Source organism: Frateuria terrea (genome assembly GCF_900115705.1).
In the GTDB taxonomy this organism is placed as follows: domain Bacteria; phylum Pseudomonadota; class Gammaproteobacteria; order Xanthomonadales; family Rhodanobacteraceae; genus Frateuria_A; species Frateuria_A terrea.
On sequence record NZ_FOXL01000002.1, the window covers coordinates 777,326 to 794,613 of the forward strand.

Here is a 17,288-nt window from a genome sequence, read left to right on the forward strand (position 1 = left end):
ATGAAGGCGATCGCACTTTCCTTGGCCGGCGCGCTGGCGCTGGCCACCACCCTCGCCGCGGCTGCCGACGCGCCGCGCTACGACCCGCTCCAGACCTTCGCCCCGTACTCCTATCCCGATCCGGTCAACGCCTATCGCGTGGGCGACGGCAAGCCCGGTCCGTTGTTCTGGCAGAACCGTGCCGACTACGCGATCGAAGCCACGCTCGACCCCGCCCACCGCCTGCTCACCGGGCACGAGACGATCACCTACACCAACCACAGCCCCAACGCGCTCGACGTCCTGTGGCTGCAACTGGACCAGAACCGCTACAAGCCCGACGCGCGCGGCGCGTTCACCAGCGAGTTCCCGACCGAGTTCACCAGCGGCTACCACATCGCTTCGGTCGAGGTGGAAGACGGCAGCGGGCACCGCCAGCCGGTGAAGTGGGTCGTCTCCGACACACGCATGCAGCTGCGCCTGCCCGAAGCGGTGAAGGCCAAGGGCGGCGGCGTGCGCGTGCAGATCGCCTGGAGCTTCACCGTGCCGGGCGAGTTCGGCGGCCGCATGGACGTCAACCACAGCAAGAACGGCGACATCTTCGAGATCGCGCAGTGGTACCCGCGCCTGTGCGTCTACGACGACCTGCGCGGCTGGGACACGGCGCCCTACCTGAACAGCGAGTTCTACCTGGAGTACGGCGACTTCGACTACAAGGTCACCGTGCCCTCGGACATGATCGTGGCCGGCTCCGGCGAGCTGGTGAACCCGCAGGACGTGCTCACCGGAACGCAGATCAAGCGCCTGGACGAGGCGCGCCACAGCGACAGGACGGTGATGATCCGCACCCCGGCCGAGGTCACCGAGCCATCCAGCCGTCCCAGGCAGGGCGGCACGCTGACCTGGCACTTCCGCATGCAGAACACGCGCGACGTGGCCTTCGGCGCGTCCAGGGCGTTCGTGTGGGATGCCGCACGCATCAACCTGCCGCATGGCAAGACCGCGCTGGCGATGTCGGTCTATCCGGTGGAGAGCGCGGGCGACGCGGCCTGGGGCCGCGCCACCGAATACCTCAAGGCGTCCACCGAGTACTTCTCGAAGGAGTGGTTCCCCTACCCGTGGCCGGTGGCCATCAACGAAGCGGGTACGGCCGGCGGCATGGAATACCCGGGCATCACCTTCGATGCCAAACGCGCCAAGGGCAAGAGCCTGCACATGGTGATCGCGCACGAGATCGGGCACAGCTGGTTCCCGATGATCGTCGGCTCCAACGAGCGCCGCCACGCATGGATGGACGAAGGCTTCAACACCTTCGTCGACGTCGGCGAGGACGATGCCTTCAACCACGGCGAATACGCACCCAAGCGCGACAGCGAGTACGCGCCCAAGGGCGGCAATCCGGCCGACGAGATCGCCGCCGTGCTCGCCGATCCGGACGCGCCCGCCCCGCTCAACGGTGCCGACATGACGCCGGAGAAGTACCGCCACCCGATCAGCTATTTCAAGGGTGCCTTTGGCCTGGTGTTGCTGCGCGAGCAGATCCTGGGGCCGGAGCGCTTCGACGACGCCTTCCGCAAGTACATCGCCACCTGGGCCTACCACCATCCGTCGCCGTCGGACTTCTTCCGCTTCATGGAGAGCGAGTCGGGCGAGGACCTGGGCTGGTTCTGGCGCGGCTGGTACCAGCACAACTGGCAGTTCGACATGGCGGTACGCAAGGTCGAAGCGATTGACGGCGACTGGTCGCAAGGCGCGGCCGTGACGGTGGCGAACCTGGACCGGCTCGTGCTGCCCGACACGCTGCGGGTGACCTACGACGACGGGACCACCAAGGACATCCGCGTGCCGGTCGAAACCTGGCAGCAGCACCGCGACTACGTGGTGCGGGTGGCCGGATCGCGCAGGGTGGTGTCGGCCTCGCTCGATCCGACGCATGCGCTGCCTGAGGCCGATCGCACCAACGATACATTGCGGGTGAAGTAGGCTATTGCGCCGGATCTGGCGTGAGGGCTCGCGCCGAAGGCGAAGCGCCTGCCTCAGACCACGCATTCGAATCCCTCTCCCTCCGGGAGAGGCTGCCCGCAGGGCGGGCGAGGGTTCGGGCGAAGCGATATCCGGCGATCCCGAATCCTCACCCCAACCCGAACGGAGCGGGGGGCGGCCCCAAACCTGGCTCCGCCCGAACAACCGTTCGTGCCGGGCGTTGGCCATCGCAACCGAAGTCGAAGCGCCTGCATCGGCCCCAGGCGATCCCTACACCCTGGGCAACCGCTGCTGCAGCTTGGCCATCCCCTCCCACGGATCTTCCCGCAGGCTCTGCGCCCGCTCGAGCGCCGCCTGCATGCCGAACGCGGAGCCGCTGCCGATCTTCCCCAACTCCTCCCACCGCAGCGGCACCGCCACTGGCGCCCCGTCGCGCGCCCGCAACGACCAGTTGCAAACGCTGGTCGCACCGCGCGCGTTGCGCAGCCAGTCGATGAAGATCTTCCCCTCACGCTGCGCCTTGCTGGCCGTGGCGATGTAGCGCTCGGGCGAGTGCGCGACCATCGCGTCGGCGACCGACTCGCAGAAATCCTTTACTGCCTGCCAGCCCGGCCCGCGCCGGAACGGCACCACCACGTGCAGGCCCTTGCCGCCGCTGGTGCGCACGAAGCTGTCCAGGTCCATGCCTTCCAGCAGCTCACGGATCCCGCGCGCGCCCTCCACCACCGCCGCCCACGCCACGCCGGGTGCGGGATCGAGGTCCAGCACGATACGGTCGGGCGAGTCGGGCCTGTCCACCCGCGAGCCCCATGGATGGAACTCGATGGTGTTCATCTGCACCAGCTGCAGCAGGCCCTTGCGATCGCGGATATAGACGTAGTCGTCCTCGCCGCCTTCCTTTTCCTCGATCGGTATGGGACGCACGCTCGAGCCGAGCTTGGCCGCGTGGTGCTTCTGGAAGAAGCACGCGCTGTCGGTGCCGCCGGGACAGCGCACCATCGACAGCGGCCGGTTGACGAGCCCGGGCAGTATCCGGTCGGCGACGGCAGCGTAGTAGGCAGCCACCTCGCCCTTGGTGATGTTGTCGTCCGGATAGACCACGCGGGACGGGTGCGTGACCTTTACGCCGGCAACGTCGATGGGCTTGTCGGCGCTCATGCCTTCCCCAGCAGTTCTATCGGACACGGCCGCCGTGCAACCCCGCCGCGGGCGTGGGCGTCGAGCGGACCACCGCTGGCGGGCCTCATCCGGCCTTTCGGCCCTTGCGCGTGGTGGTGGCCTTCTTCGCCGGGCTCTTGCGCGAAGCCTTCTTGGTCGTCGGCTCGGCCTTCTTGCCGGCCTTCTTCGCCGCCGGCTTCTTTCCGGTTTTTTCCGGTTCGTCCTTGCCCTTGGCGGGCGTGCGCTGCTTGCCCTCGATGCTCTTCTTGAGCAACGCCATGAAGTCGACCACGTTGGTGGTGGCGTTGGCGTGCGCCGGCTCTTCTTCCTCCAGCGTGGTGGTGACACCCTTGCTCTTGAGCCGCTGCTCGATCACCGCGGTGAGGCGGTCGCGGAACTCGTCGCGGTAGTTGTCCGGCTGGAACTTGCCGGACATGGACTCGATCAACTCCCCGGCCATGTCCAGCTCGCGGTCGCTGATGCGGTAGTCCGACAAGGCCTTGTCCGGCAGCGCGTACTCCTCCTCGCTGACCAGCTCCTGCGGGAAGCGCAGCAGGATCAGCATCAGCGCATCGTCCTGCGGCATCACCGCGCACAGGTATTCGCGGGTTCGGATCACCACCCGCGCGATGCCGATCTTGCCGGTGCGCTTGAGCGTCTCGCGCAACAGTACGTAGCCCTTCTCGGCCTTCTTGCCGGGGACCAGGAAGTACGGCTTCTCGAAGTAGGCAGGCGTGAGCTGGCCGGCGTCGATGAAGGTGTCGATCTCCACCGTCTCGTGCGCCTCGGCGGCGGCGTTCCGGATGTCCGACTCCTCCAGCACCACGTAGTTGCCCTTGGAGTACTCGTAGGCCTTGACGATGTCCTTCCAGGGCACTTCCTCGCCGGACTCGGCGTTGACGCGCTCGTAGCGCACCGGCTGGTTGTTGCGCTGGTCGAGCATGCGGAAGTGCAGGTCGACCCTGCGCTCGGCGGTCATCAGGCGGATCGGGACGTTGAGCAGCCCGAACGACAGCGTGCCGGTCCAGATGGGGCGAGCCATGGCCTACCTCCATAAGTGGCGGGTTTCGATGGTAGCCACGCGGGCCGTGCACGAAACGCCAAGGTCACCGGCTGGCACCCACGCGAGGGATCGTCCAGACTTGGCCTGATGAGCGCCCTGCCCTCCGCCGCCCGCCTGCTTGCCTGCGCCGCTCTGCTGTGGCCACTGGTGAGCCACGCGGACGGGCACCGCTACAGCTACGACACGGTGCACAGCCAGATCGTCTTCAGCGTCGACCACGACGGCTACTCGCGCCCGTTCGGCCGGCTGCACATCGCCCGTGGCTGGTTGCGCTTCGATCCGGACGACTGGAGCCACGCGACCACGGAACTGGACATCGACCTGGCCAGCCTGGACATGGGCGACGCGGACTGGAACCGGGCGGTGCTCAAGCCGGCCTTCCTCGATGCCGCAAAGTCCCGCTACGCCCATTTCGCCAGCACCTCGGTCGATCGCAGGGACGACAGGCACGGTGTGCTGCACGGCAAGCTCACCCTGCGCGGCATCACCCGCACCGTGGACATTCCGTTTACGTTCAACCGCAATGCGCGCACCATTTTCGGCCTGCACACCATTGCCGGGTTTTCCGCCACCGCCATGCTCGACCGTACCGATTTCGGCATGACTTCCAACCTCGGCTCGATCGGCCGGCACATATCCATCTGGCTCGAGATCGAAGCCATCCGCGACGATCATGCGGACGCACCGGAGAGCGCCCATGCTGCGCAATGACGAATGGCGCTGGGGCGCCATCGCCAAGTTCTTCCATTGGACCATCGCCCTGCTGATCCTGGGCAACGGCGTTTTCGGCCTGCTGATGGACCTGGCCCGATCGCCGATGCAGAAGGTCGACTGGATGGCCCTGCACAAGTCGATCGGCCTGACGGTGCTGGCGCTGTTCTTGCTGCGCCTGCTGTGGCGCGCGTTCAACCGTCCGCCGCGCGAGCTTCCCGCGCCGCGCTGGCAGTTGTGGGCCGCGCGCATCGTGCACGGCGTGCTGTACCTGCTGGTGGCGGCGCTGCCGCTGTCGGGCTGGTGGTTCAACTCGGTACGCGGCTATCCGCTGCAGTACTTCAAGCTGTTCAACCTCCCGGCGATCGCGGCAAAGAACCCCGACCTGCGCCGCCTGTCGCACGAAGTACACGAATACCTGTTCTGGTTCCTGCTGCTGGTGCTGGTCGCCCACGTGGGCGCGGCGCTGAAACATCACGTCTTCGACAACGACGACGTGCTGCGTCGCATGTGGCCGTTCGCCCGCCTTCGCCACGGACCCAAAGGAGATTCCGAATGACCCGATCGGCCCTGGGGCGCCTCGCGCCGTTGCTGCTGTGCCTCGCCCTGCCGGTCGCCGCCCCGGCCACCGATTACCGCGTGCTGCAGGACCAGAGCACGCTCGGCTTCGCCGCCACCTTCCAGGGCGCATCGTTCCAGGGCAGCTTCGCGCAATGGCACGCGGCGATCCGCTTCGACCCGGCGCATCCGGCGGCTTCCGGCTTCGATGTCACCGTGGACACCACCAGCGCCAGCACCGGCGACAGCGACCGCGATGGCGCGCTGCCGGGCGCGGATTTCTTCAACGCCACCAAATACCCGCAGGCCCACTACGTCACCACCGGCTTTCGCCGGCTCGACGGCACCCGCGTGATAGCCAACGGCAACCTGACCCTGCGTGGCGAAACCCGCCCGGTCAACCTCACCGTCACCTTTGCCCCGCAACCCGGCGGCACCGCGACGATGGACGTAACCGGCACGCTCAGGCGTCTGGACTACGGCGTGGGCGGCGGCGAGTACGCCGACACCTCGGTGATCGGCAACAACGTGACGGTCAACGCGCACCTCGTACTCGCGCCGAAATAGCCGCGAGGGCGCCGCTAAGCGCCCACGAACGCCCGCACGGCCGCCGCGTCGAACGGCCAGTCCAGCTCGCGCCCGTCGCGCCCATCGCGCAGTACCGGCACCCGCGTGCCGTAGCGCGACTCCAGCGCCGCATCGTCGTCTACCCATACACTGTCGAACTCCGGCGCGCGCGCTTGGGCGAGCACCGCGAGCGCCTGGTCGCACAGATGGCAGTAGTCGCGCTGGTAGAGGACAAGGTCGGCCATGCGGCGGCGAATGGACTGCCAAACGTGAAGGGGGCGCGTAGAATAACGGGTTCACCCCCTGCCCGCAGCGCATCCATGGCCGTCAGCGTTTTCGACATCTTCAAGATCGGCATCGGGCCGTCGTCCTCGCACACGGTCGGACCGATGCGCGCAGCGGCACGTTTCGGCGAGCGCTGGCTTGAGGAGAAGGGCGTGCTCGACCGCGTCGCCCGCGTGCGCGCCGAGCTGTACGGTTCGCTGGCGATGACCGGCCGTGGCCACGGCACGGACAAGGCCGTGTTGCTGGGCTTCGAGGGCCACCATCCGGACACCATCGACGCCGACCTCATTCCCGACATCCTCGCCCGCATCCGCGCCAGCGGCCGGCTGCGCGTGCTGGGCAAGCACGAGATCGCGTTCGACGAGAAGGCCGACCTGGTCTTCAACAAGCGCCAGAAGCTGCCGTTCCACACCAACGGCATGCGCTTCACCGCCTACGACGCCGACGGCAGCGAGCTGGCCACGCGCGACTACTACTCGGTCGGCGGCGGCTTCGTGGTCAACCAGGACGAGGCGGCCGAAGACCGCATCGTCGCCGACACCACCGAGCAGCCCTACCCGTTCTCCTCCGGCGACGAACTGCTCGCGACCTGCGAACGCCATGGGCTGACCATCGCCCAGCTGATGATGGCCAACGAAAGCGTCTGGCGCCCGGAAGCCGACATCCGCGCCAGCCTGCTGACCATCTGGAAGGCGATGGCCGACTGCGTGTCGCGCGGCCTGCGCTCGCCCGGCACCCTGCCCGGTGGCCTGCACGTGGCGCGCCGCGCCCCGGCGATGGCCGAGGAGCTGCGCAACCAGCCCGAAGCCGCGCTCAAGGATCCGCTCACCATCCTGGACTGGGTCAACCTCTACGCGCTGGCGGTCAACGAGGAAAACGCCGCCGGTGGCCGCGTGGTGACCGCGCCGACCAACGGCGCCGCCGGCATCGTGCCCGCGGTCGGCCACTACTACCTGCGCTTCTGTCCCAAGGCGGACGAGAACGGGATCGTCGACTACCTGTTGACCGCCGCCGCCATCGGCATCCTCTACAAGGAAAACGCCTCGATCTCCGGCGCCGAGGTCGGCTGCCAGGGCGAGGTCGGCGTCGCCTGCTCGATGGCCGCCGGCGGCCTCACCGCCGCGCTCGGCGGCAGCGTCTGGCAGGTCGAGAACGCCGCCGAGATCGGCATGGAACACAACCTGGGCCTGACCTGCGACCCCATCGGCGGCCTGGTGCAGATCCCCTGCATCGAGCGCAATGCCATGGGCTCGGTCAAGGCCATCAACGCCAGCCGCATGGCGCTCAAGAGCGACGGCAAGCACCGGGTCAGCCTGGACAAGGTCATCAAGACCATGCGCGACACCGGCCGCGACATGAAGGACAAGTACAAGGAAACCTCGCGCGGCGGGCTTGCGGTCAACGTCATCGAGTGCTGATGTTCCCGGTTGCTCGGGCTGGCACGTCGGGGGTGTCGCCCGGTTCGATGCGCATGTTTCTTTCGTCTTTAGGCCAACCGGCTTCGGGCGTGGGTATGAGGCCGATTCTGGTCGGTGGCTGGAAGAGCTTCCGATCGCCTGCGGCGCTCGGGTCACTTTCTTTGCTGGCCCAAAGAAAGTAACCAAAGAAACGGCCTGGCTCGGCACGGTGAGGGATAAGAGCTAGGTGCCGGCTCGCCTTGTCGGGAGCATCTCTTGCTCTTAGAGGAGCTGCCGCCGCTTTACCGCGGGCGCTCGGGGGCTGAGGCAAGAGAGGGGTCGCGAGTGCTCGGGGGTTGAGGCTAAAGCTGGGTCACGAGTGGTCGGGGGCTGAGGCAGAGATAAATTCTGCTGCGCGCGCATGGTTCATGGGTTGGGGTGTGCGGGGCGGGCGGCCGTGTGCGCTTGTTCCCTCTATGGGGTCGGGGTGAGGGGCCGGGGCTCGCGGGAAGCTCCATCGGCGTCCAGGCGCCAAATTCTTCGCTACGCCAGCCCTTCCACCCCCACCGGCCTGCGCACACTCAACGCCGTGCCAGCCGCCGCCACGATGATCGCCCCGATGGCCAGCCACTGCAGCGCACTCAGGCGCTCACTGAGCAGCACCACGCCCGCCAGCGCGGCGATCGCGGGCTCCAGGCTGAGCAGCGTGCTGAAGGTCCGCGACGGCAGGCGCGTCAGCGCCACCATCTCCAGCGAATACGGCAGGGCCGAACTCAGCAACGCCACGCCCACTGCATAAGGCAGCAGCGACGGCGACAGCAAGGCAGTACCCGCGTGCACAACGCCGAAAGGCATGACCAGCAGTGCCCCAGCCGAAGTGCCCCACGTCACCGCATCCCCGCCATGGGCGGCGCCGGCCTTCTGCCCGGTGATGATGTACAAGGCCCAGCCCAGTCCCGCGGCAAGCGCGTACATCACGCCTACCGGATCGAGCGCGTGCGCCTGGCCGCGCAATGGCAACAGCAGCGCCAGCCCCAAAATCACCAAGCCGATCCACACGAAATCGAGCAGCCGGCGCGAACTGAACATCGCCAGCGCCAGCGGCCCGGTGAACTCCAGCGCCACCGCCAATCCCAGCGGGATCGTGCGCAGCGACATGTAGAACACCAGGTTCATCGCTCCCATCGACAACCCGTAGGCCAGCAACCCGCGCCAGTCCTGCCCGGCCCGCAGACGCCGCCACGGCCGGCGCCACACCAGCAGGATCAGCGCACTGATTCCGAGGCGATACGCGGTGGCCCCCTGCGCCCCCACCTGCGGAAACAGGTGCTTGGCCAGCGACGCGCCGCATTGGTACGAAACCATGGCAACGAGCAAGGCGCCGATCGCCACGGCGACCTGGGAGAGATCCGAACGCGAGGACATGGGGAAACCACGACGGGGAAGGCGTCCCATGATGCCAGCAGAACGCAGGCCTTGAAGGCCCCTATCCCCTCCGGGAAGAGCGATGGGTCGAGGGGCCGGGGCTCGGCTCACCCCGCGCTCCTCCGGCAGTGTCAGGAAGGCCTCGAACGCAATGCGCTCATGCCCCGCGCACCTGATCCGGCCGACGCGTCGCGCACTCCCTTGTGCGACCGATACTCGAGTTCGTGCGCCTCGATACCGAGGATCGCGGCCAGCGCCTCGACGGGCTCGGGCCTGTGTTTGCAATCGGACAGCCTGCCGATGTGCAGGCCGGCTCGGCTCGGCCGGCCCCATTTTCCAAGGGAGCCCCTCCGCTTCTGACGATTACTGCATTGCCGCATGCAAGCCTCGGAGAGCGATGCTACCTTGCGATATAGATCGATCTAAACGACAGGCAACCATGAGCCATCCGCAGCCGATCCGAGGCGCATCCGCTCGCTCCGCCCGCCGTGTAGCCACGGCCGCTCGCCGAAGGGTGCGTTGATGGCTGCGTCCGCCGCCCCGCTGCTGGAGGTCGCCGCCAACTCCATCGCCTCCGCGCTGGCTGCGCAGGAGGGCGGTGCCGGGCGCATCGAGCTTTGCACGGCGCTGGAGCTGGGTGGAGTCACGCCCTCGTATGCCGAGATCGCCACCGCGCGGGATCGGCTGGCGATTCCGCTGTATGTGCTGATCCGGCCGCGCGCGGGTGATTTCCTCTACAACGACTTCGAATGCGAGGTGATGCTGCGCGACGTCGAGGCGTGCGTGGCACTGGGCTGCGACGGCGTGGTGCTTGGCGTGCTCGATGCCGAGGGGCGCGTGGACCAGCGGCGGTGCCGGGCATTGATGGCCGTGGCGGGCGGGCTTGGCGTCACCTTCCATCGCGCGTTCGACATGGTGCGTGAGCCGGCGCCGGCGCTGGAGGCGGTGATCGGGCTGGGCTGCGAGCGCGTGCTCAGTTCCGGTGGCCGGGCGAGCGCGGCCGAGGGCGCGGCGCAGTTGCGCGCGCTGGTGGCGCAGGCCGCCGGGCGCGTGGCGGTGATGCCGGGCGCCGGCATCCATGCACGAAACATCGCGTCGCTGGCACAGGCGACCGGCGCCAGCGAATTCCACGCCTCGGCGAAGCGCGCGTTGCCCTCGGGCATGCGCCATCGGCAGCCGGGGCTGGGAGACATGGCTACCGGGGAGTGGCGCACCGATGCGGCGGAAGTGCGCGCGATGGTGTCCGCGCTGCACGCCCTGGACGCGCACGAAACCACGCCATCGCCCTAGCACGGAGCTTCCATGACCTCACCGGCGCCGCCCACGAGACCACGCCCGATGCCGCGCACCGCCGGCCTCGCGCTGGCGCTGCTGGCGCTACCGGGGCTGGCCGCGGCCGCAGCACCGCTCACGCAAGTCCTCGACCAGGGCTGGCAGCTGCGGCTTGCACCCGGCGACACGCATGCAACCGCCCATCCGCAGGCCACCCGCTGGCTGCCCGCCACCGTACCGGGCACCGTGCAGACCGACCTGATGGCGGCCGGTTTCGCCGCCGGTCCATTCGTGCGCGACAACGAGGCGGCGATCCAGTGGGTGGGGCTGTCGGACTGGGTCTACCGCACCACCTTCACCGTCGACCAGGCCACTCTGGCGCGCCGGCATGCCGAACTGGTGTTCGACGGGCTGGACACCTTCGCCGAGGTCTACCTCAACGGCCACAAGCTGCTCAGCGCGGACAACATGTTCCGCCGCTGGGCGGCGCCCGCGAAGCCATGGCTCCACGCCGGCGCCAACACGCTGGAGGTACGGCTGTACTCGCCCATCCGGCGCCTGCAGCCGTGGCTTTCGCGCCAGCCGTACGCGTTGCCGGGCGAGTTCGACTCGGCCTTCGGCGACGAGCCCAAGGGCCGCCAGAGCGCCGGCTACGTGCGCAAGGCGGCCTACCAGTACGGCTGGGACTGGGGCCCGCGCATCGTCACCGAAGGCATCTGGCAGCGCGTGCATCTGGACAGCTGGAACGCGCTGCGCGTCACCGGCTACCACGTCGCGCAGCAGCATCTGGATGACGTGACAGCGCAGACCCGCGTGCAGCTGGACGTCCAGGCCGATGCCGCCACGACGCTGCCGCTGGACGTGCGCGTGCTCGGGCCCGATGGCGCACCGGTCGCGCACCTGGCGCAACCGCTGCGTATCGAGGCCGGCCGGCACACCGTCGAGGTGCCGCTCACGATCGACCATCCGCGCCGCTGGTATCCGGCCGGCTACGGCGCGCAGGACATGTACGTGTTCGAGGTGCGCCTCGGCGACGGCGACGACGTTCGCTACCGGGGCACGCGCGAGATCGGCCTGCGCACGGTCGAGCTGCGCCGCGACAAGGACGCCTGGGGCACCGGCTTCGCCTTCGTCGTCAACGGCATTCCCGTGTTCGCCAAGGGTGCCAACCTGATCCCGTTCGACAGCTTCCCCACCCGCGTGGGCGAGGCGCAGATGCGCCAGGTGCTCACGTCTGCACGCGACGCCAACATGAACATGCTGCGCGTGTGGGGCGGCGGCACCTACCTGCCGGACGACTTCTACGCCATGGCCGACCGGCTGGGCCTGATGGTGTGGCAGGACTTCATGTTCGGCGGCGCGATCACGCCGTACGACCCGGCCTACGCCGGCAACGTGCGGCAGGAGGCGATCGAGCAGGTCGAGCGGCTGCGCGACCATCCCTCGATCGTGCTCTGGTGCGGCAACAACGAGGTGCAGAGCGGCTGGCTGTCGTGGGACGACCGCAAGGCATTCCGCCAGTCGATCGGGCCGGCCGAGGCGGCGCGCATCGAGCAGGGCATGCGCGACCTGTTCGGCACCGAGCTGCGCGAGGTGGTGGCCAGGCACGCACCCGGCGTGCCGTACTGGCCAAGCTCGCCGAGCGAAGGCGGCGATGGTTTCGCCAATGGGCTGGATGCGGGCGACTACCACTACTGGGAGGTATGGTCGGGCCAAGCCAGGCCGGCGAGCGCGTACCTCGACGTGACGCCGCGCTTCCAGTCCGAGTACGGCCTGCAGTCGATTCCCTCGATACGCACCATCCGCGCGTTCGCCGGCGCCGGCGACCTGAAGCTCGACTCGCCCGTGCTGCGCGCGCACCAGAAGTACGACAGCGGCAACGGCAATGCCCGCCTGGCGATGTACGTGCACCGCGAGTACGGGCAGCCGAAGGACTTCCCCGCGCTGGTCTACCTCAGCCAGGTGATGCAGGCCGAAGGCATCGGGCTGGCGGCCGAGCACCTGCGCGCCTCGCGGCCGCGCAGCATGGGCTCGCTGTACTGGCAGTTGAACGACGTATGGCCGGCCATTTCCTGGTCGAGCATCGACTACTACGGCCGCTGGAAGGCACTTCAGTTCCACGCCCGGCGCTTCTATGCGCCGCTGCTGGCGACGGCGCTGCGCGAGCACGGCACGACACAGGTGACGCTGGTGTCCGACCGCACGACACCGGTGCAGGCGCGCTGGCGCCTGCGCGTCATGGACTTCGCCGGCAGGGTGATCTCGGAGCAGCAACATGGCGTCACGCTCGCGCCGCTGGCGGCCACGCCAGTGGGCAGCTTCGGCGATGCGCAGCTGGCCGACGCCGATCCGCGCTCGCGCTTTGCGGCGGTCGACCTGCTGGTGGACGGCCGCAGCGTTTCGCGCTCGCTGGTGTTCTTCGGTGCGCCCAGGCAACTTGCCCTGCCCCAGCCGCACATCCATGCCGGTTGGGCGCCATCCGGCGACGGCTACACGCTGACGCTCGACACGGATGCGCTGGCGCGCGAGGTGTGGCTCTCGTTCGGCCAGGTGGATGCGCAGATCTCCGACAACGCCTTCGACCTGTTGCCTGGCGAGCCGGTCAGCCTGCACGTGCGCAGCGCGGCCGGGCTGGACGTGCTGCGCCGCGCGCTGCGCATGCAGGACCTGGCCAGCGCCATGCAGAAGGGCACGCCGTGACAGCGCGCTGGCCCGCACTCGCGTGCCTCGCACTGGCCGCGTTCGCCGCGAGCGCCACCCCGCAGGACGACGCACGCGCGCGCGCCCAGGCGCTGGTCGCGCGCATGACCCTGCCGGAAAAGGTCGCCCAGTTGCAGAACCACGCGCCGGCGATCCCGCGCCTGGGCGTGCCCGCGTACGACTGGTGGAACGAGGGCCTGCACGGCATCGCGCGCAACGGCTACGCCACGGTGTTCCCGCAAGCGATCGGCCTGGCGGCGAGCTGGGATCCGGCGCTGCTGGAGCAGGTGGGCGAAGCCGTGGCCACCGAGGCGCGCGCCAAGTTCGACGCCACCGGCGTGCACGGCCTGTTCCAGGGGCTGACCCTCTGGTCGCCCAACATCAACATCTTCCGCGATCCACGCTGGGGCCGCGGGCAGGAGACCTACGGCGAGGACCCGTTCCTCACCGCGCGTCTGGCGGTCGCCTACATCCGCGGCGTGCAGGGCGACGACCCCGCCCACCCGCGCGCGATCGCCACGCCCAAGCACTTCGCCGTGCACAGCGGCCCGGAGCGCGGGCGCCATGGCTTCGACGCGGTCGCCTCGCCGCACGACCTGGAAGACACCTACCTGCCCGCCTTCCGCGCCGCGGTGACCGAAGGCCGCGCCGGCTCGGTGATGTGCGCCTACAACGCGATCGACGGCACGCCCGCATGCGCCAACCGCTGGCTGCTGACCGACCTGCTGCGCAACGCCTGGGGCTTCGATGGCTACGTCGTGTCCGACTGCGACGCCGTGGACGACATGACGCAGTTCCACCGCTACCGGCCTGACGACGCGCGTTCTTCCGCTGCCGCGCTCGCCGCCGGTACCGACCTCGATTGCGGCCAGGCGTATGCGGCGCTGGGCGAGGCCGTGGCGAAAGGCTATGCACGGCAGGCCGACCTCGACGCCGCGCTGGTGCGCCTGTTCACCGCCCGCTACCGGCTGGAGCTGGCCGATCGTCCGGCGCCGCCCGCCGATGCCGTGCTCGACAGCCCCGCCCACCGCGCGCTGGCGCTGGAAGCCGCGCGCCAGTCGATGGTGCTGCTGAAGAACGCCCACGCCACGCTGCCACTGCGCACAGGCGCGCGTATCGCGGTCATCGGCCCGGACGCGGACGCGCTCGAAACACTGGAAGCCAACTACCACGGCACGGCGCGCGCGCCGATCACGCCGCTGCAAGGTCTGCGCGAGCGCTTCGGTGCCGAACGCGTGAGCTACGCTCAAGGCTCGCCCGTCGCTGCAGGCGTACCGGTACCGGTGCCGGAAACCGCGCTGCGCACGCCAGGCGGCCAGCGCGGCCTGCAAGGCGACTACTTCGGCGTGGCCGACCTGCGCGGCACCGCACGCCTCAGCCGCACCGACCGCGTGATCGACTTCGACTGGGACCGCGTGGCACCCGACCCAACCCTCCATGCCGGCCACTACGCCGTGCGCTGGAGCGGCACGCTGGTGCCGCCCGGCCCCGGCGACTACACGCTGGCCGTGCACGTCGACCGCTGCTTCGATTGCCGCGGGCACGACCCGGTGCGCCTGTACGTCGATGGACGCAGGCTCATCGACGACGCCGGCAGCGACGCGCCGACCCTGCACACCCAGCTGCACTTCGCCGACCGCTCGCCGCACGCGCTGCGGCTGGAGCTGGTGCACAGCGGCGAAGACCAGGGCGTCCGCCTGCAGTGGATCGCACCGGTGCGTGCGCAACTCGACGAAGCGCGCGCCGCCACGCGCAAGGCGGACGTGGTGGTGGCCTTCGTCGGCCTCTCGCCGGACGTCGAAGGCGAGGAGCTGCATATCGACGTGCCCGGCTTCGACGGCGGCGACCGCACCGATATCGCGCTGCCTGCCGCACAGCGCGCCCTGCTCGAACGCCTGGCCGCAAGCGGCAAGCCGCTGGTGGTCGTACTGATGTCCGGCAGCGCGGTGGCGCTGGACTGGTCCCAGCAGCACGCCGACGCGATCCTCGCCGCGTGGTATCCCGGCCAGGCCGGCGGCACCGCGATCGCCCGCGTGCTGGCCGGCGACGACGATCCGGGCGGACGCCTGCCGGTCACCTTCTACCGCGCCACGGCCGACCTGCCGCCGTTCACCCATTACGCCATGCAGGGGCGCACCTACCGCTACTTCGCCGGCACGCCGCTGTACCCGTTCGGCCATGGCCTGAGCTACACGCAGTTTGCCTATGCGGATCTCGCGCTCTCGACCAGCACGCTTGCCGCCGGCACGCCGCTGACCGTCGACGTGACCGTGCGCAACACCGGTCCACGCGCCGGCGACGAGGTCGTGCAGGCCTACCTGCAGGCCATCGACGTGCCGTTGGCGCCGCGCCGCGCGCTGGTCGCCTTCCGCCGAGTGCGCCTGAATCCCGGCGAGAGCCGGCACGTGAGCCTCGACCTCTCGCCGCGGCAGCTGAGCACGGTCGATGCGACCGGACAGCGCGCCGTGGTGGCTGGTCGCTACCGCCTGTCCATCGGCGGCGGGCAGCCGGGCGATGCGCCGGGCGAGCAGGCCACCTTCACCATCACCGGCCAGCAAGCGCTGCCGAAATGACCGGAGACGCCATGACCGATCGACGCCAGTTCCTGAAACTGCTCGGCACCGCGGCCGCAAGTGGCGCGCTCGGCGGGCTCACGCCAGCGGCGGCGGCGGCATCGGCGTCCGCCCCCGCCACGCGCTTCGCCAGCCGCCGGCCCGCGCCGGGGCAGCGCAGATTCCGCAGCGACGTGGTCGAACGCGAGATCGCACGCGTCAAGGCGCGCATCGGCGACCCCAAACTCGCCTGGATGTTCGAGAACTGCTACCCGAACACGCTCGACACCACGGTGGAACTGGGCACGCTCGAGGGCAAGCCCGATACCTTCGTGATCACCGGCGACATCGAAGCGATGTGGCTGCGTGATTCCTCCGCGCAGGTGAATCCCTACGTGGCACTGGCCAGGCACGATCCGGCACTGCGGCAACTCTTTCGCGGCCTGATCCGGCGCCAGGCGCACTGCATCCGCCTGGATCCGTACGCCAATGCCTTCCTGCCCGATCCCCACGCCAGGCCGCTCAGCTGGGCGCGCGAAGACGACACCGCGATGGCGCCGGGCGTGGGCGAGCGCAAGTGGGAGATCGATTCGCTGTGCTGGCCGATCCGCATCGCGCACGCCTACTGGAAGGCCACCGGCGATGTTGAGCCTTTCGACAAGGGGTGGCGCGCGGCCATGCAACGCGTGCTCACCACCTTCCGCGAGCAGCAGCGCCTGCATGGCCGCGGTCCGTACCACTTCCAGCGCCCCTCGCCCCGGCCGACCGAAACCCTGGCGCTGGACGGCTACGGCAACCCGACGCGGCCCAATGGCATGATCCATTCGATGTTCCGCCCGTCGGACGACGCGTGCATCTACCCGCTGTTCGTGCCGGCCAATCTGTTCGCGGTGCTGTCGCTGCGGCAGCTCGCGGCAATGAGCCAGGCGATCCACCACGACGCGGCCTTTGCCGCCGGCTGCACGAAGCTCGCGGACGAAGTGGAACGGGCCACCCATCGCGACGGCCGCCTGCGCGACGATAAAGGCGGCGACTGCTGGGCCTACGAGATCGACGGCTACGGCAACCAGCTGTTCATGGACGACGCCAACATCCCGAGCCTGCTCAGCCTGCCCTACCTCGGCTGCTGTGCGGCGGACGATCCGCTCTATCGGCGCACCCGTGCGCGTGCATGGAGCGAACACAATCCTTACTTCTTCAAGGGCACGGCGGCCGAAGGCATTGGCGGTCCGCACGAAGGCCTGCGCACGATCTGGCCGATGTCGATCACCGTACGCGCGCTGACCAGCCGCGATGCGGCGGAGATCCGCCAGTGCCTGCGCTGGCTGCGCGATACCGATGCGGACAGCGGTTTCATGCACGAGGCGTTCGACCAGGACGACCCGACGCACTTCACGCGTGCGTGGTTCGCCTGGGCCAACAGTCTGTTTGGCGAGTTGATGGTGAAGCTCGCCGATCGGCAACCCGACGTGCTGCGAAGCCTGTGAAGGCCACGCTCGCAGCGCCGAACTTGCCGACCTTGCCGAAGGCCGGGCCCAGGATCGAGCGCCTTTGTTCGTCGTCCCGAAACGCACGCTTGATAGCCTTGCCCGCGAGCCCCGGCCCCTCGCCCAAACCCCGAAGGGGAGAGGGCTTCAG

At 69.1% G+C, this 17,288-nt stretch carries 13 protein-coding genes; 9 read left to right on the top strand and 4 right to left on the bottom strand.

Annotated elements, in window-relative coordinates:
- Window positions 1-1,962 (top strand): M1 family metallopeptidase, encoded by a 1,962-nt coding sequence (locus BMZ38_RS03665; protein WP_091334177.1) that lies wholly within the window; start codon window positions 1-3, stop codon window positions 1,960-1,962.
- 270 nt (window positions 1,963-2,232) lie between these two features.
- On the opposite strand, the gene ligD is transcribed toward BMZ38_RS03665, so the two are convergent.
- Both ligD and ku read right to left on the bottom strand, forming a co-directional pair.
- Entirely contained in the window at window positions 2,233-3,120 is an 888-nt protein-coding gene (ligD, locus tag BMZ38_RS03670) for a non-homologous end-joining DNA ligase (protein ID WP_091334179.1), read from the bottom strand.
- An 85-nt stretch (window positions 3,121-3,205) separates the two neighbouring features.
- Window positions 3,206-4,162, bottom strand: a complete 957-nt coding sequence (gene ku / locus BMZ38_RS03675; protein ID WP_091334181.1) for a non-homologous end joining protein Ku — start codon at window positions 4,160-4,162, stop codon at window positions 3,206-3,208.
- 108 nt (window positions 4,163-4,270) lie between these two features.
- Here ku and BMZ38_RS03680 point away from each other — a divergent pair, with 108 nt between their 5' ends.
- From BMZ38_RS03680 to BMZ38_RS03690, 3 genes are read left to right on the top strand one after another with little or no spacing between them, the layout of a single operon-like run.
- A complete protein-coding gene (locus BMZ38_RS03680; RefSeq protein WP_091334184.1) occupies window positions 4,271-4,894 on the top strand; it encodes a YceI family protein in 624 nt (207 codons plus the stop codon).
- Window positions 4,881-5,453 carry a cytochrome b gene (locus tag BMZ38_RS03685; protein ID WP_091334186.1) on the top strand — a complete coding sequence of 191 codons (573 nt, stop codon included), beginning with the start codon at window positions 4,881-4,883 and terminating at the stop codon, window positions 5,451-5,453. The genes BMZ38_RS03680 and BMZ38_RS03685 overlap by 14 nt, the downstream gene beginning before the upstream one ends.
- Window positions 5,450-6,019 carry a YceI family protein gene (locus BMZ38_RS03690; protein WP_245747163.1) on the top strand — a complete coding sequence of 190 codons (570 nt, stop codon included), beginning with the start codon at window positions 5,450-5,452 and terminating at the stop codon, window positions 6,017-6,019. Before BMZ38_RS03685 ends, BMZ38_RS03690 begins: the two co-directional genes overlap by 4 nt.
- Before the next feature lie 14 nt (window positions 6,020-6,033).
- On the opposite strand, the gene BMZ38_RS03695 is transcribed toward BMZ38_RS03690, so the two are convergent.
- Window positions 6,034-6,264, bottom strand: coding sequence for a glutaredoxin family protein (locus BMZ38_RS03695; protein WP_091334189.1), 231 nt, complete (start codon window positions 6,262-6,264; stop codon window positions 6,034-6,036).
- A gap of 75 nt (window positions 6,265-6,339) precedes the next feature.
- Between BMZ38_RS03695 and BMZ38_RS03700 the strand changes: the two genes are divergently transcribed.
- Window positions 6,340-7,722 carry an L-serine ammonia-lyase gene (locus tag BMZ38_RS03700; RefSeq protein ID WP_091334191.1) on the top strand — a complete coding sequence of 461 codons (1,383 nt, stop codon included), beginning with the start codon at window positions 6,340-6,342 and terminating at the stop codon, window positions 7,720-7,722.
- A 522-nt stretch (window positions 7,723-8,244) separates the two neighbouring features.
- Here the strand turns inward: BMZ38_RS03700 and BMZ38_RS03705 are convergent.
- The gene (locus BMZ38_RS03705; RefSeq protein WP_091334193.1) at window positions 8,245-9,126 is read right to left on the bottom strand and encodes an EamA family transporter; all 882 of its coding nucleotides are present in this window, start codon (window positions 9,124-9,126) and stop codon (window positions 8,245-8,247) included.
- A gap of 522 nt (window positions 9,127-9,648) precedes the next feature.
- Between BMZ38_RS03705 and BMZ38_RS03710 the strand changes: the two genes are divergently transcribed.
- From BMZ38_RS03710 to BMZ38_RS03725, 4 genes are read left to right on the top strand one after another with little or no spacing between them, the layout of a single operon-like run.
- Window positions 9,649-10,416 (top strand): copper homeostasis protein CutC, encoded by a 768-nt coding sequence (locus BMZ38_RS03710; protein WP_091334195.1) that lies wholly within the window; start codon window positions 9,649-9,651, stop codon window positions 10,414-10,416.
- 12 nt (window positions 10,417-10,428) lie between these two features.
- Complete coding sequence (locus tag BMZ38_RS03715) at window positions 10,429-13,098, top strand: beta-mannosidase (protein WP_091334199.1); 2,670 nt, start codon at window positions 10,429-10,431, stop codon at window positions 13,096-13,098.
- Window positions 13,095-15,671: a glycoside hydrolase family 3 protein gene (locus BMZ38_RS03720; RefSeq protein WP_425431844.1), complete on the top strand. Its 2,577-nt coding sequence runs from the start codon at window positions 13,095-13,097 to the stop codon at window positions 15,669-15,671. Before BMZ38_RS03715 ends, BMZ38_RS03720 begins: the two co-directional genes overlap by 4 nt.
- Window positions 15,672-15,682: 11 nt before the next feature.
- Window positions 15,683-17,137 carry a glycoside hydrolase family 125 protein gene (locus tag BMZ38_RS03725; protein WP_091334201.1) on the top strand — a complete coding sequence of 485 codons (1,455 nt, stop codon included), beginning with the start codon at window positions 15,683-15,685 and terminating at the stop codon, window positions 17,135-17,137.
- The last annotated feature ends 151 nt before the right edge of the window (window positions 17,138-17,288 follow it).

Excerpts from the sequence above, each read along its gene's own strand:
- BMZ38_RS03665 (WP_091334177.1), top strand. The coding sequence starts at position 1 with ATGAAGGCGATCGCACTTTCCTTGGCCGGCGCGCTGGCGCTGGCCACC.
- ligD (WP_091334179.1), bottom strand. The coding sequence starts at position 3,120 with ATGAGCGCCGACAAGCCCATCGACGTTGCCGGCGTAAAGGTCACGCAC.
- ku (WP_091334181.1), bottom strand. The coding sequence starts at position 4,162 with ATGGCTCGCCCCATCTGGACCGGCACGCTGTCGTTCGGGCTGCTCAAC.
- BMZ38_RS03680 (WP_091334184.1), top strand. The coding sequence starts at position 4,271 with ATGAGCGCCCTGCCCTCCGCCGCCCGCCTGCTTGCCTGCGCCGCTCTG.
- BMZ38_RS03685 (WP_091334186.1), top strand. The coding sequence starts at position 4,881 with ATGCTGCGCAATGACGAATGGCGCTGGGGCGCCATCGCCAAGTTCTTC.
- BMZ38_RS03690 (WP_245747163.1), top strand. The coding sequence starts at position 5,450 with ATGACCCGATCGGCCCTGGGGCGCCTCGCGCCGTTGCTGCTGTGCCTC.
- BMZ38_RS03695 (WP_091334189.1), bottom strand. The coding sequence starts at position 6,264 with ATGGCCGACCTTGTCCTCTACCAGCGCGACTACTGCCATCTGTGCGAC.
- BMZ38_RS03700 (WP_091334191.1), top strand. The coding sequence starts at position 6,340 with ATGGCCGTCAGCGTTTTCGACATCTTCAAGATCGGCATCGGGCCGTCG.
- BMZ38_RS03705 (WP_091334193.1), bottom strand. The coding sequence starts at position 9,126 with ATGTCCTCGCGTTCGGATCTCTCCCAGGTCGCCGTGGCGATCGGCGCC.
- BMZ38_RS03710 (WP_091334195.1), top strand. The coding sequence starts at position 9,649 with ATGGCTGCGTCCGCCGCCCCGCTGCTGGAGGTCGCCGCCAACTCCATC.
- BMZ38_RS03715 (WP_091334199.1), top strand. The coding sequence starts at position 10,429 with ATGACCTCACCGGCGCCGCCCACGAGACCACGCCCGATGCCGCGCACC.
- BMZ38_RS03725 (WP_091334201.1), top strand. The coding sequence starts at position 15,683 with ATGACCGATCGACGCCAGTTCCTGAAACTGCTCGGCACCGCGGCCGCA.